This window comes from Vibrio sp. B1FIG11 (assembly GCF_905175335.1).
GTDB classification, from domain to species: domain Bacteria; phylum Pseudomonadota; class Gammaproteobacteria; order Enterobacterales; family Vibrionaceae; genus Vibrio; species Vibrio campbellii.
Genome location: NZ_HG992751.1, coordinates 1,540,463 through 1,553,820 on the forward strand (window position 1 = coordinate 1,540,463; position 13,358 = coordinate 1,553,820).

Annotated in this window: 11 protein-coding genes, 4 tRNA genes, 1 pseudogene and 1 other annotated feature; of the genes and pseudogenes, 11 read left to right on the top strand and 5 right to left on the bottom strand. The window is 45.6% G+C overall.

The window, feature by feature from the left end; genetic code table 11:
* Nucleotides 1–44 precede the first annotated feature (44 nt).
* Nucleotides 45–148 (bottom strand) — a sequence feature (Trp leader region).
* Nucleotides 95–220, bottom strand: a complete 126-nt coding sequence (locus tag KHO06_RS06945) for a tryptophan operon leader peptide (protein WP_005431202.1) — start codon at nt 218–220, stop codon at nt 95–97. (Overlaps the previous feature by 54 nt.)
* 94 nt (nt 221–314) lie before the next feature.
* Here KHO06_RS06945 and KHO06_RS06950 point away from each other — a divergent pair, with 94 nt between their 5' ends.
* Nucleotides 315–1,193: a PHP domain-containing protein gene (locus tag KHO06_RS06950; RefSeq protein WP_212582301.1), complete on the top strand. Its 879-nt coding sequence runs from the start codon at nt 315–317 to the stop codon at nt 1,191–1,193.
* 38 nt (nt 1,194–1,231) lie between these two features.
* The gene (locus tag KHO06_RS06955; RefSeq protein WP_005431206.1) at nt 1,232–1,852 is read left to right on the top strand and encodes an L-threonylcarbamoyladenylate synthase; all 621 of its coding nucleotides are present in this window, start codon (nt 1,232–1,234) and stop codon (nt 1,850–1,852) included.
* Nucleotides 1,853–1,941: 89 nt separating this feature from the next.
* Here the strand turns inward: KHO06_RS06955 and KHO06_RS06960 are convergent, their stop codons facing one another.
* Complete coding sequence (locus tag KHO06_RS06960) at nt 1,942–2,652, bottom strand: calcium-binding protein (protein ID WP_012128338.1); 711 nt, start codon at nt 2,650–2,652, stop codon at nt 1,942–1,944.
* 345 nt (nt 2,653–2,997) lie between these two features.
* On the opposite strand from KHO06_RS06960, the gene rluB reads away from it, so the two are divergent.
* Entirely contained in the window at nt 2,998–3,936 is a 939-nt protein-coding gene (rluB, locus tag KHO06_RS06965; RefSeq protein WP_005431207.1) for a 23S rRNA pseudouridine(2605) synthase RluB, read from the top strand.
* Nucleotides 3,937–4,102: 166 nt separating this feature from the next.
* Here rluB and KHO06_RS06970 read toward each other — a convergent pair whose 3' ends face one another.
* Nucleotides 4,103–4,423 carry an HI1450 family dsDNA-mimic protein gene (locus tag KHO06_RS06970; protein ID WP_005431208.1) on the bottom strand — a complete coding sequence of 107 codons (321 nt, stop codon included), beginning with the start codon at nt 4,421–4,423 and terminating at the stop codon, nt 4,103–4,105.
* 2 nt (nt 4,424–4,425) lie between these two features.
* A pseudogene (gene yeiP, locus KHO06_RS06975) lies at nt 4,426–4,993 on the bottom strand (elongation factor P-like protein YeiP).
* A gap of 187 nt (nt 4,994–5,180) precedes the next feature.
* On the opposite strand from yeiP, the gene KHO06_RS06980 reads away from it, so the two are divergent.
* A complete protein-coding gene (locus KHO06_RS06980) occupies nt 5,181–5,948 on the top strand; it encodes a nucleotidyltransferase domain-containing protein (RefSeq protein ID WP_212582303.1) in 768 nt (255 codons plus the stop codon).
* 39 nt (nt 5,949–5,987) lie between these two features.
* On the opposite strand, the gene KHO06_RS06985 is transcribed toward KHO06_RS06980, so the two are convergent.
* Nucleotides 5,988–8,351: a DNA polymerase II gene (locus tag KHO06_RS06985; protein ID WP_212582304.1), complete on the bottom strand. Its 2,364-nt coding sequence runs from the start codon at nt 8,349–8,351 to the stop codon at nt 5,988–5,990.
* Between the two features lie 432 nt (nt 8,352–8,783).
* Here KHO06_RS06985 and uvrY point away from each other — a divergent pair, with 432 nt between their 5' ends.
* The 7 genes from uvrY to KHO06_RS07020 all read left to right on the top strand — a co-directional run bounded on the left by uvrY (nt 8,784) and on the right by KHO06_RS07020 (nt 12,705).
* Entirely contained in the window at nt 8,784–9,428 is a 645-nt protein-coding gene (gene uvrY / locus KHO06_RS06990) for a UvrY/SirA/GacA family response regulator transcription factor (protein WP_005434947.1), read from the top strand.
* 1 nt (nt 9,429) lies between these two features.
* Nucleotides 9,430–11,262 (top strand): excinuclease ABC subunit UvrC, encoded by a 1,833-nt coding sequence (gene uvrC / locus KHO06_RS06995; protein WP_080766747.1) that lies wholly within the window; start codon nt 9,430–9,432, stop codon nt 11,260–11,262.
* A gap of 46 nt (nt 11,263–11,308) precedes the next feature.
* The gene (gene pgsA, locus KHO06_RS07000; RefSeq protein WP_212582305.1) at nt 11,309–11,866 is read left to right on the top strand and encodes a CDP-diacylglycerol--glycerol-3-phosphate 3-phosphatidyltransferase; all 558 of its coding nucleotides are present in this window, start codon (nt 11,309–11,311) and stop codon (nt 11,864–11,866) included.
* A 400-nt stretch (nt 11,867–12,266) separates the two neighbouring features.
* Nucleotides 12,267–12,340: transfer RNA gene (locus KHO06_RS07005), tRNA-Cys, on the top strand.
* 37 nt (nt 12,341–12,377) lie between these two features.
* A tRNA-Gly gene (locus KHO06_RS07010) sits at nt 12,378–12,453 on the top strand.
* Nucleotides 12,454–12,531: 78 nt separating this feature from the next.
* A tRNA-Leu gene (locus tag KHO06_RS07015) sits at nt 12,532–12,618 on the top strand.
* Nucleotides 12,619–12,629: 11 nt separating this feature from the next.
* Nucleotides 12,630–12,705 (top strand) — tRNA-Gly (locus KHO06_RS07020).
* The last annotated feature ends 653 nt before the right edge of the window (nt 12,706–13,358 follow it).

Here is a 13,358-nt window from a genome sequence, read left to right on the forward strand (position 1 = left end):
GATCCGATGAATGTTTAAGCAGTTGAATGTGAGATGGACGACAAAACAAAAAGCCCGCTGAGGTAGCGGGCTTTGTGACATTTAATTCTCTAAACTAGAAGTACACGTTTGCCCACCAAGAACTTGTCCAAGTGCGCCACCAAGCAAGGTCTGCAGAATTCATCTTATTCAGACGAACCGCAACTTTCGCTTTCTGGTTTTGGTTAAATTCTTGTAACATGGTGAGCCTTAATTAGGTACTTCGTATTTGTGTACTAGTTAACTAGTGCAGAGATAAAAAGTCAACCCCAAAACAGCATTAAAACGACAAAAAGATGAGAATTGATTTACACAGCCACACCACCGCTTCAGATGGGCGCTTTGCACCACATGATTTAGTGGATAGGGCACTGAGTTTTGATATCGAGGTTTTGGCGATCACAGATCATGATACGGTTGACGGCTTAGCTCCGGCCAAGCAATACGTTAAAGAGAACAATCTCCCGATCAAAATCATCAACGGTATCGAGATTTCGACCGTTTGGCAGAACAAAGACATCCATATTGTAGGTTTGAACATTGACCCTAACAGCCCTGCGCTGGTGGAGTTAATTCAACAGCAAAAATCGCATCGTGTTGAGCGCGCAGCATTGATCGCCGAGCGCTTGCAGAAAGCCACCCGTGAAGGTGTACTAGAAGAAGTTCAGCAAATTGCAGGAGATGCGCCAATTACTCGCGCGCATTTCGCAAAGTGGTTGGTGGACAATGGTTACGCTAAAAACATGCAGATGGTGTTTAAGAAATTCCTGACGCGCTCTAACCCTGGTTATGTACCGCCGAATTGGTGCTCCATGAAAGAGGCGGTAGACGCTATTCATGCTGCTGGTGGCCAAGCAGTGCTGGCGCATCCGGGGCGTTATCAGCTCACTGCCAAGTGGGTAAAATGCCTGCTAGCGGCATTTGTTGAAGCGGGTGGGGATGCCATGGAAGTTGCGCAACCTCAACAAGCGCAACAAGAAAGACGCAACTTGGCGGATTATGCTATACAATACAAACTATTAGCTTCTCAAGGCAGCGACTTTCACTATCCATCACCGTGGATGGAATTGGGAAGAAACCTCTGGTTACCCGCGGGCGTAGAACCAGTTTGGAAAGATTGGGGTATTGATCCTTCGTTGAATAATGCTCAACAAGACCAAGTCGAGAACCCATAAAAATATAGAGCCGAGAGGTTCGATAATGAGGAATTACAATGAGCCAGTTTTTTTACGTTCATCCAGAAAACCCACAGGCTCGCTTGATCAATCAAGCAGTAGCAATCATTCGTAACGGCGGTGTGGTGGTGTACCCAACCGATTCAGGTTACGCACTAGGCTGTCAATTGGAGAACAAACAGGCGTTGGAACGAATCTGTCAGATCCGTCGTCTGGATGATAAACACAACTTTACTTTGTTGTGCCGTGATTTGTCGGAGCTTTCTCTGTATGCACGAGTGGATAACTCTGCATTCCGACTACTGAAAAACAATACTCCGGGTCCTTACACCTTCATCTTCAAAGGTACGAAAGAAGTGCCGCGTCGTTTGATGAACGCAAAACGTAAGACTATCGGTATCCGTGTTCCTGATAACCGCATTGCGCTGGACCTACTAGAGGCGCTTGGCGAGCCAATGATGTCTACGTCGCTTATTCTACCGGGCAGTGATGTGACGGAATCAGACCCAGAGGATATCCGTGACAAACTAGAGCATGCCGTAGACGTGATTCTTAACGGCGGTTACCTAGGCGAGCAGCCAACCACGGTTATTGACTTCAGTGAAGGTGAATCCGTTGTTGCGCGTATTGGCTCTGGTGATCCAGCGCCATTTGAGTAACTCGATTTACTCTTGATGAAATAAGAAAGGGAGGCTAATACGCCTCCCTTTGTCTTTTGAATCAATGTGTAGGTTTTTATATTCGCGTGTTATGCGAAGTCAAAGATGTCGATATTGTAGTGCTCAATGTAGTTCATGTAGCCAGCATCGATCCCTTTCAGGGTCACTTCTACATTAAACTCATCGCTGGAGAATACCGCCCATCCAAAGTCGTTGTAAGACAGTGTTAGGTCATCTGCTGAGTCTAAGAAGGTATCGCGAATGCCGTCATCGTTCGTATCAAGGCCCATATCAAACACCAACTTATCGTGACAAATGTTGAAGTCGAGTATCTCTGCTTTCACTTCGATGTCGTTTGATGATACCGGTTGGTCCGGAACGCCAATAGCAAGACGGTTTGTCATAACGAACGTGTCAGAGCCGCAACCGCCTGCGATAACAGAGTTACCATCGCCAACCACAACAGTATCGTTACCCCAACCTGCGTTGATGAAGTTATTGCCAGAGTAATCGAAAATTATGTCGTCGCCACAACCACCAAATAGAGAGTCATTACCTAAACCACCCGACAAATAGTCATTGCCAGAACCACCGGCAAGTAGGTCGTTACCTCTACCACCGAGTAGAGTGTCGTCCCCCCAGCCACCGAAGACGTAATCGTCACCACCAAAGCCAACAAACTTATCGTCGCCGCCAAAGCCGATAAATACATCGCTTGTATCGGAGCCTTTTGTACCTGTCATGTTGTCATCTTCGGAGGTGCCAAATATCCAATTTAGGTCAAGATTTGTATGAGACATTTATTATTCCTTTTTCATCTGTTTAAGGGAGCTAGCAAGCTGTAGGGTTATCTTTCTTATAACCCTGACAATTTTATCAGGTAGGCCAGCGTTTTAGAGGCTCGCTCCGACCCATAATAGTGCGGTTCTATTTGGGGAGTGTCTGGTACTAAGTGGGAGAGGGTGATGAGTTAAGTGTGAGTTTTTGGGCGTTATTTTGCTGCGACAATATGGACGATTTCGCTTACATTAAAGTAGAGAATCCCGTATAATGACCGACCGAAAAATCCCAACAGGTTGGGTAACTTGCACAATGAAGACCAATCTTGGTCTCGACGTCTGTGAAGACGACACATAGGTAGATAAATGAGCGAAAAGTTACAAAAAGTATTAGCACGTGCTGGACACGGTTCTCGTCGTGAGATCGAATCGTTAATTAAATCTGGTCGCGTTAGCGTGAACGGAATCGTAGCTAAACTTGGTGAAAGACTGGAAGATGAGAACAGCGTAGTTCGTATCGATGGTCACGTTGTGTCTGCTAAGGCGCAAGAAGAAGTGATCTGTCGTGTTTTGGCTTACTACAAGCCAGAAGGTGAACTATGTACTCGTCACGACCCTGAAGGTCGTCGCACTGTTTTCGATCGCCTGCCAAAGATCCGTGGTTCTCGTTGGATTTCAGTTGGTCGTCTTGATGCAAACACATCAGGTCTACTGCTGTTTACAACAGATGGTGAACTGGCGAACCGCCTAATGCACCCAAGCCGTCAGGTTGAACGTGAATATCTTGTTCGTGTTTTCGGCGAAGTCACTGAACAAAAAGTGAAAAACTTGGTTCGTGGTGTTGAGCTTGAAGATGGCATGGCACGTTTCGAAGATGTGGTATATGCGGGTGGTGAAGGTATGAACCACACGTTTTATGTTGCTATCAACGAAGGTCGTAACCGTGAAGTTCGTCGTCTGTGGGAATCTCAAGACACGACGGTTAGCCGCCTAAAACGTGTTCGTTACGGTGACATCTATCTGGATAAGAAACTGCCTCGTGGTGGTTGGATGGAACTTGATCTGAAAGAAGTAAACTACCTACGTGAATTGGTAGAACTTCGTCCAGAAAAAGAAACCATGCTGGATCTGAACAAAGACAACACGTCACGTAAGCGTGAACGTGCTCGTAGCCAAAAAATCCGTCGCGCAGTTAAGCGTCACGAAGAGCGCGTAAATACACCGAAAGGTCGTAGCAACAACCCTTCTCGTCGTAAGCCGAAGAAGACTGCGGGTGACCAAGGTGCACGTAACAAGCATCGTTAATCGATAGCAAAAAATCAGAAAGGCTTGCCCACTCGGCAAGCCTTTTTCTTATCCAGCATTTTGTTCTCTGGCGTTATCGTGTTCCTCTCTTTTTATTACACGTAACTTATCGACATAAAAAAACACCAGCGCGAGGCTGGTGTTTTTGATCATGATAGGGAAAGCGTTAGTCGCGTTTCCAAAGCATATGACAGAACTTATGTTCTGGGTCTCGACTGATTAGCATACGAGCAAAAACGTCATCAAGTACGTCATTTTCCTCGTTTACTAAGCCGATTCGAACTTCTGCATACACTTCTTTGTCGATATCGAAGCCAACGTGTTCAACCCAGTCATCACCAGTTTCAACAAGTTCTGCGGCACCACGATCTTCAAATTGCGCAGTAAACAGAATGACATCAGCTGGCTCTAGGTTGTCTGGAGCCATCTCAAGGAAGATGTCGTACGCAGCGTCGATAACGTCGTCGTAAGAAATCAAATCAGACATACTTATGCTCGGCTCATGTATTTACGTTCAGTCGTGTTGATGATTACACGGTCACCAGTTGCGATGTACTCAGGAACTTGGATTACAAGACCTGAAGCAAAGCGTGCTGGTTTAGTACGTGCAGATGCAGAAGCACCTTTGATTGAAGGATCAGTTTCTTCAATCACTAGCTCAACAGAAGAAGGAAGCTCGATACCAACAGCAGAACCGTTGATTAGGATAAGGTGAATACCTTGAGTGTCTTCGTTGATGAACAAAAGCTCATCTTCAACTTCGTTGTGCTTGAATGTGTATTGTGAGTAGTCTTCGTTATCCATGAAGATATGCTCATCGCCGTCAGCGTATGAGTACACAACTGCACGTTTGTTCATTTCTACTGTTTCAACAACGTCATCAGACTTGTAACGCTCGTCTACACGTGCGCCAGTGTTTAGATCTGTACAACGCATTTTGTAGATTTTAGCGCCGCCACGACCACCAGGAGTCGTTACTTCGATGTCTTTAACTAGAAGAGTTTTACCATTAGACTCGATTGCGAAGCCTTTTTTTGATTTCACTTGCCTTTGGCATTGTATTTTCCTATTTACACTTATTAAGCAAAACTTGGTGATTATAGCGCTAAGTTGCTTGTCTGGCACCAAAATTCCACACAGTAATTTGCACCTTAATAAGGGGGTTATTTGGCTTGATTCAAATGCAAGGCTAGTGGATCATATAGCCCATCGTCCGTTAAAAGCCTGAGATCGCGTTTTCTTCAATGTCTCTTCCTGTTATCGATCCAAAACATCCTTTCCAACCAGAATTTGAACCTCTGCTTAGAGAAGTATTGGCGTGCCTCAAAGGTGGGCTTGGTTCTAACTTACATAGTGTTTATGTTTATGGGAGTGTGGCACGTAAGTCGGCGGTTGCAGGAAAATCGAATCTCGATATGGTCGTTGTCACTAAGTCGAGTTTTGAAAACAATCGCGCTACTTTGTTGAACACCATCAAATGGCGTGCTCAACAGGGGCATCCTCACGTTAAAGGTGTATCGATCCGCACCGCCTTGGTGAGTGAAGTCGCAAACCTAGACAGTATTTTTACTTGGGGCTTTATGCTCAAACACTGCTGCGTGTGTGTTTACGGAGATGATCTGGCGGATTGCTTTGGTGATTACGTGCCAAGCTGGGAAATTGCCAAACACTGGAACATGGATGTGGAAGACTGGCTATCGGTGTATCGCACTAAGATAGTACAAGCACAAAGCATTGAAGAATTGGTCAGTGCCCAAGTGACTATCGCTAAGAAACTGCTCCGAGCGTCGTACTCACTTGTCATGTATCGAGACAAACGTTGGTTTGATGACCCGCTTGAATGTGGAGAGCAATTCTTACGATACCACCCAGAAAAGCAGCTTGAGATAGAACGCCTTAGTATTTTGCTTTCTGGACGCGCAATTCCAAAACGTTCTGTGGTTGGGTTACTCGACGGTTTTGGTGATTGGTTGGTGACTCAGTATCAAAAGACCGAATTTCGCATTGGCTAATGTCAGCTAGCGTTAATTCCCTTCAACCTGGAATGTGAGTTAGAACAGCCCCATCTGCGGCGCAGATAACTGCTCGAAGTCAGTGCCAATAAACGGCAAAATCGCATCGGCCACTGGCTTCAACTGTTTATCAATATAGTGCTGGTAGTCGATAGGACTATTGCGGTATTCGTGTGGCTCTGGCCCGTTTACGGTAATCAAGTACTCGATTCGACCACGGTTTTGGTACTGCAATGGTCTGCCTAATTTAGCGTTGATGTCATCGGCTAAGCGCGCAGCACGTACTTGTGGTGGAATATTCTTTTGGTATTCGTGTAGCTTACGGCGTAAACGCTTTTGATATACCAGCTGATCATCAAACTCACCATTATTGGTTTTTTCGACCATCTCTCGCACGTAATCACTTGGATCTTCGCCGTGGAAGATCATTTGGTACAAAGTATTTTGGAATCGCTGTGCCAGTGGTGTCCAGTCGGTGCGTGCACTTTCTAATCCTTTGAAGATAATGCGTTCTTGTTCGCCTTCACCAATCAAACCTGCGTAGCGTTTCTTAGAGCCCGTTTCCGCACCACGGATGGTTGGCATCAGGAACTTGCGATAATGGGTTTCGTATTCGAGTTCAAGAATCGAGTTGAGGTTGTACTCACTGCGCAGATGGTCATTCCACCATTGGTTGATGTAGTCGACCAGTTCATTACCAATTTTATCGGCATCTGCTTGGCTGTATGCGCCATTTAAAGACACGAAGGTTGAATCGGTGTCGCCATAGATCACTTGATAACCTTTGTCCTCAATCAGAACTTTGGTTTGTTTCATTATTTCGTGGCCACGCATAGTGATGCTAGAAGCAAGGCGGGTATCAAAGAAACGACAGCCAGAAGAACCAAGCACACCATAGAAAGAGTTCATGATGATTTTGATGGCTTGTGAGAACGCTTTTTCGTTGTTCTTCTTTGCGACATCGCGCGCTGCCCAGAGCTTTTCGATCATTTCTGGCAGGAAGTGTTTGCTGCGATGGAACTGACCACCACGAAATCCTGGTACGGCTTCATCGTCTGATTTGCCGATTTCAAGCTGTAAGCCTTCGACTAACCCCATAGGATCGATCAAGAATGAGCGAATAATAGAAGGGTAAAGGCTCTTAAAATCGAGCACCAATACCGAGTCGTAAAGGTTTGGGATAGAGTCCATCACATAGCCGCCTGGACTGGCGATCCAGTTTTCGGGATGCAGGTTTGGCGCCACATAGCCTGCTCGGTGGATTTGCGGCAGATACAAATTAGTAAAAGCTGCTACTGAGCCCCCGACGCGATCCAGTTCCACACCCGTTAGGCGAGAGCGTTCGATTGCGAAGTCGAGTAGGTGAGTGTGGTCAAAAATCTTGTTGACCAACACACAGTCTTGCAAGTTGTATTTAGCGAGAGAGGGCTTGTCTGAACGGTACATGCGATTGATTTCGTCCATTCGATCATGAACGTTATGAATCTCTTTACCTTCGCCTAGGAGTTCTTGTGAAACAGACTCAAGTGACCAAGAGCGGAAATGGTATGTCGCGGTTTTGAGCGTATCGATACCATCCAGCACCACACGACCAGGGATTGAGATAAAACCTTGTTGGCTTTGCGCGGAGCTGCGGAAGAAACTTGGCTGGTCTGCACGACCTAATATCAGCTTCATGTTGTGCCACTCTGCGCGCTTGTGTAGCAGGCGGAAATCGAAGTCGATCACGTTCCAGCCAACAATGACGTCTGGGTCGAACTGCTTGAACCAAGCGATCAAAGCATCGAGTAGTGCCTTTTCATCTTTCACCCATTGAATTGCTGTCTCTGCTGGTTCCGGCTCTCCAATCATGATCACTCGTGAATCGACAGGGCTGTCTAAACCAATCGAATAGAGAATGCCTTTTTCTGAACATTCTAAATCTAAGGACACCACGTGTAGCTTCGGCTGGTATTCGCCTGTTCGACACTTTGCGTTTTGGACGCGTTGGAACCCATTTCGAGATTGTAGATTCCCGGTAAACTCCATGCTGCCTTTAATAAAACGTTCCATCAAATAGCGGTCAGCAAGACGCACGTCGCCTTCGAAATGAACGATGTCATGTTGCTTGAGCTCATCTTGTAGAGCGAACGCGTCTTTTGTCGTTTGCGTGTAACACGCAGCTAAAGGTGTTAGTTGAAAGCTCTTTAGCTCAAGCGCGCGAATGTCGACGGCAATGCGTTTAGAGCTGGCAAGTTGCTTGGTTTGCTCGATGTGCACCTGTTCAATAAAGAAGACGGGCCTTTCTCCTTGAATCAACAATTGGGTTGGACCATTCTCGGTCGAAAGCCAAAGCTCAATCTGAGTTTGACCTTTGATGTCTCGGGCTTGGCGAGTGAGAAGGAAGCCTTGTTGGATATTCAATAGAGAAACCTTGTAAATCAATGAAGCACGTATTCTATCATTAAGAACTGTAAAAATAACCAGTAAAAGAGCGCTGCTGAATTTCACCGTTCAAGTGCGTGTCTTGAGGGTGTACAAAAGCGGAGATATCTCGCTTATGGAATAACCATTTATGGGTGATATTGCGTTTTGCTGAGCAAAGTGAAATCTAGTTGCTTGATTTATTGAAGTTTATGTTGTTAATTAGCTTGTCTTAAAAATCGGCTTTGCACGCTACACACTCAAATAATAGAGTGGTTTATGAATAAGTTCTTGCCAAACTTTGCGTTTAAGCACATATTCATAGAAAGCAATTTTTTGCCTAATGCGGTAGTATATAGGCACTCATACTGATATCCACATTGACATAAAGTTATGTGGGTGCAGAGCCAATAAAAGTGTGGAGATACAAGTTTGATAAATGTTTTCCTTGTAGATGATCACGAGCTGGTTCGCACAGGGATACGACGTATTATTGAAGACGTCCGTGGAATGAACGTAGCAGGAGAAGCTGACAGCGGTGAAGAAGCAGTAAAATGGTGTCGCAGTAATCATGCAGACGTCGTTTTAATGGATATGAACATGCCAGGAATTGGCGGCTTGGAAGCCACTAAAAAGATTCTTCGCGTGAATCCTGATGTAAAAATCATCGTATTAACCGTTCATACGGAAAATCCGTTCCCAACTAAAGTGATGCAGGCGGGTGCTTCTGGTTACCTAACCAAAGGTGCAGGCCCTGATGAAATGGTTAACGCAATTCGTGTGGTTAACAGTGGGCAGCGTTACATCTCGCCAGAGATTGCGCAGCAGATGGCATTGAGTCAATTCTCACCTGCCTCAGAAAACCCATTTAAAGACCTTTCTGAACGCGAACTGCAGATCATGATGATGATCACTAAAGGGCAGAAAGTAACGGATATTTCTGAACAACTGAATTTAAGTCCAAAAACAGTCAACAGCTACCGCTACCGTCTGTTTAGCAAATTGGACATCAATGGTGACGTTGAGTTAACACACTTAGCGATCCGCCACGGAATGCTGGACACCGAGACCCTTTAGTGTGAATCAACCCTTCGATTCGGCTTCCTTTCTCAAGACAGTAACTCATCAGCCCGGCGTTTACAGAATGTACAACGCCGAGGCTGTTGTCATTTATGTAGGCAAAGCCAAAGATCTCAAAAAGCGCCTCTCAAGCTACTTTCGCAAGAAAGTCGACAGTGAGAAGACCCGCGCTCTCGTGAGTAATATCGCGAAAATTGATGTCACGGTAACTCATACCGAGACGGAAGCGCTCATCCTCGAGCACAACTACATCAAGCAATATTTGCCCAAATACAACGTACTTCTGCGTGATGACAAATCGTACCCTTACATTTTCATTAGCGGCCATAAACATCCGCGATTGTCTATGCATCGTGGTGCGAAAAAGCGCAAAGGTGAGTACTTTGGACCATACCCGGATTCTGGTGCGGTACGAGAAACTTTGCACCTTTTGCAGAAAACACTCCCTGTTCGTCAGTGTGAAGATACGGTTTATTCCAACCGTACTCGCCCTTGTTTGATGTACCAAATTGGTCGCTGTGCGGGCCCGTGCGTCAGCACGATTATTTCTGATGAAGAGTACGCCGAGCTGGTGGGTTTTGTGCGTTTGTTTTTGCAGGGCAAAGATAAGCAAGTACTTGAACAGCTCATTGAGAAGATGGAAGTGGCAAGCCAGCAACTTCGTTTTGAAGATGCCGCTAAGTTCCGTGACCAGATCCAAGCGATTCGACGCGTACAAGAACAGCAATACGTTTCAGAAGACAGTATGGACGATATGGACGTACTTGGTTTTGCCCAAGAGAACGGCATAGCTTGTATCCACATCTTGATGATTCGTCAGGGCAAGGTGCTAGGCAGTCGCAGCCATTTTCCTAAGATCCCACAGAACACCAGTCAACAAGAAGTATTTGATAGCTTCCTTACTCAGTACTACCTGAGTCATAACGAGGCACGCACCATTCCGTCTCGTATTATCCTGAATCAAGAGCTGGGTGGTGACATCGAGCCGATTCAACAAGCCTTGAGTGAAGTGGCGGGGCGTAAGGTTCAGTTCCATACCTCACCGACAGGGTCGCGCGGTCGTTACCTTAAGTTATCCAATACCAATGCGTTGACGGCGATTACCACTAAGATCAATCACAAGATGACGATCAATCAGCGTTTCAAGGCACTGAGAGAAGTCTTGGGTATGGAAACCATCGCTCGCATGGAGTGTTTCGATATTTCGCACACGATGGGCGAGAGCACTATTGCCTCTTGTGTGGTGTTCAACAGTGAAGGCCCAGTTAAGCAAGAGTATCGTCGTTACAACATCACAGGCATTACTGGCGGCGATGATTACGCTGCAATGGGACAAGCATTAGAGCGCCGTTATTCGAAGCAGCTAGATGTAGAGAAGATTCCTGACATTATCTTTATCGATGGTGGTAAAGGACAACTCAATCGAGCGCATGAGATTATTTCCCAATATTGGGGGGATTGGCCGAAGCGTCCCATCATGATTGGTATTGCCAAAGGCGTTACTCGGAAACCGGGACTTGAAACCTTAATTACTGTAGATGGCGAGGAATTTAACTTGCCAAGTGATGCGCCGGCATTGCACTTGATCCAGCACATCCGAGATGAGAGTCATAACCATGCTATTGCAGGCCATAGAGCGAAACGTGGCAAAACCCGTCGTACCAGTGCTTTAGAGGGGATTGAAGGCGTAGGACCGAAACGTCGTCAAGCCTTACTGAAATACATGGGTGGTTTGCAGGAATTGAAGCGTGCAAGTGTCGAAGAAATCGCCAAAGTACCGGGAATTAGTCACTCTTTGGCAGAAATTATTTTCCAAGCATTGAAACAATAAGGAAAATCCCGCAACATTAAGCCGCAATGTGTAAGAGAATAATAAAATGCGTTTGAATATCCCGAACATTCTATCTCTACTAAGACTGTTCTTAATCCCAGTTTTTGTGGTTGTTTTCTATCTACCTTACTCTTGGACGCCTTTTGCAGCAGCAATGGTTTTCTGGGTTGCAGGTTTTACCGATTGGCTTGACGGCATGCTGGCTCGTAAGCTAGGCCAAACGTCTCGCTTTGGTGCTTTCATTGACCCTGTGGCAGATAAAGTACTGGTTGCAACGGCCCTGATTTTGATTACAGAGCATTATCACAGTATTTGGGTGACCATCCCCGCCGTGACTATGATAGCGCGCGAAATCATCATCTCTGCATTGCGTGAATGGATGGCAGAAATCGGTAAGCGAGCCAGTGTGGCAGTTTCTTGGGTTGGCAAAGTAAAAACGGTCTCCCAAATGTTTGCACTTTGGGTTCTGATCTGGCGTTACGATGATTGGATGGTATGGCTTGGTTTTGGTGCTTTGTATGTTGCGACTTTCCTGACCTACTGGTCAATGGTTCAGTATCTAGCGGCGGCGAAAGACGATTTGCTTAATGAAGAGCATCACTAAAACAATCCAACGCAAATAGCATTTTAAGAAGCAGGCACGTAGCCTGCTTTTTTTATATCTAATTCTCAAAGGGCGATAGGAGTGTGATCTAAGTCTTACTTTTAACTGCTCCATACTTTATTCAAGTCTGTTCCGCTGATTATCAGCACTTGAAATCAAGAATAACGCCTTGGAATGGGTAAGGGGGTTGGCCCAATATTCATGATAAACAAGTGTATTTCGGATATTCTCAGTATTAAAACTAATCAATTTACCGTCTTTCGCACAAATTCTGGTCAAACGATTTAAAAAAATAAAAATAGTGTTGACTCGATCGCTCGAATCCGTAGAATGCATCCCGTACCCAAGAGAGCACGTCTCGAAAGGGTGGTGAGAAAAGTTAAACTTTCTTCACAGATGAGGCGCCTTGGCAGAGTGGCTATGCAGCGGATTGCAAATCCGTGGACCTCGGTTCGACTCCGGGAGGCGCCTCCATTATTCTTTTGAGAGTGAATGACTTTCAAGAATAAATGCGACACTAGCTCAGTTGGTAGAGCGCAACCTTGCCAAGGTTGAGGTCACGAGTTCGAACCTCGTGTGTCGCTCCAAATTAAAGTGATATGGCGATTAGCGATATCAGATGGTGTTTTACTTTTCTGTAAAGGCATCACAAAGAATATTTGTGTGCCCTGGTGGTGGAATTGGTAGACACAAGGGATTTAAAATCCCTCGACGTTCGCGTTGTGCCGGTTCAAGTCCGGCCCGGGGCACCATCTCAAAATCTGCGACACTAGCTCAGTTGGTAGAGCGCAACCTTGCCAAGGTTGAGGTCACGAGTTCGAACCTCGTGTGTCGCTCCAGATTCGAAAGCCCAGCATTTATACTGGGCTTTTTCGTTTCTACTGTTTGAGTCTTCCTTCAGTTCTACCCAGCGACTTCATACATCCAATCGTAATAGAATCCCTCCCTGAACTTGCTTTAACACTCTGATGGCGTAGTAAGAAAATGCCTTCTCAGAGCCGCACAAGCGGGCTGTCCTTATATTTTCTGTTTTCAACCGTTGATGGATTTAAGACGATTTTCTGCGATACATATCAATATTAATGAAAATGAACCGAGTGAACGTTTGCTGCCGATTGTGATCTAAATCAATATGCAACCTGTGAAAACATATTGCCAGAAGATTTTATTTTGTGATAAATTCGCGCGCAATCTCGGAGCGTATTATTACGACTTTGATTCTCTGGGGGATACGCGTAATGACCATTCAAGCTGATTGTGACATTGCGTAGGGTAGGTATCGGCAAAGCCATTTGTCGATAGACGGGATACTAGTGCTGTAAGAAGCAGCATGTTAATGGGAAACCCAACATTGAAACCTTTAAACAAACACACACTAATCAGCTTCATACTGCCGAAATGTCCCGTTTTACAAAACGGATGCATTACGGAACCTTGATTACTCTCCAAGCACAATAAAAGTCGCGTTCATCGTGACGGGTTATCTGTATTT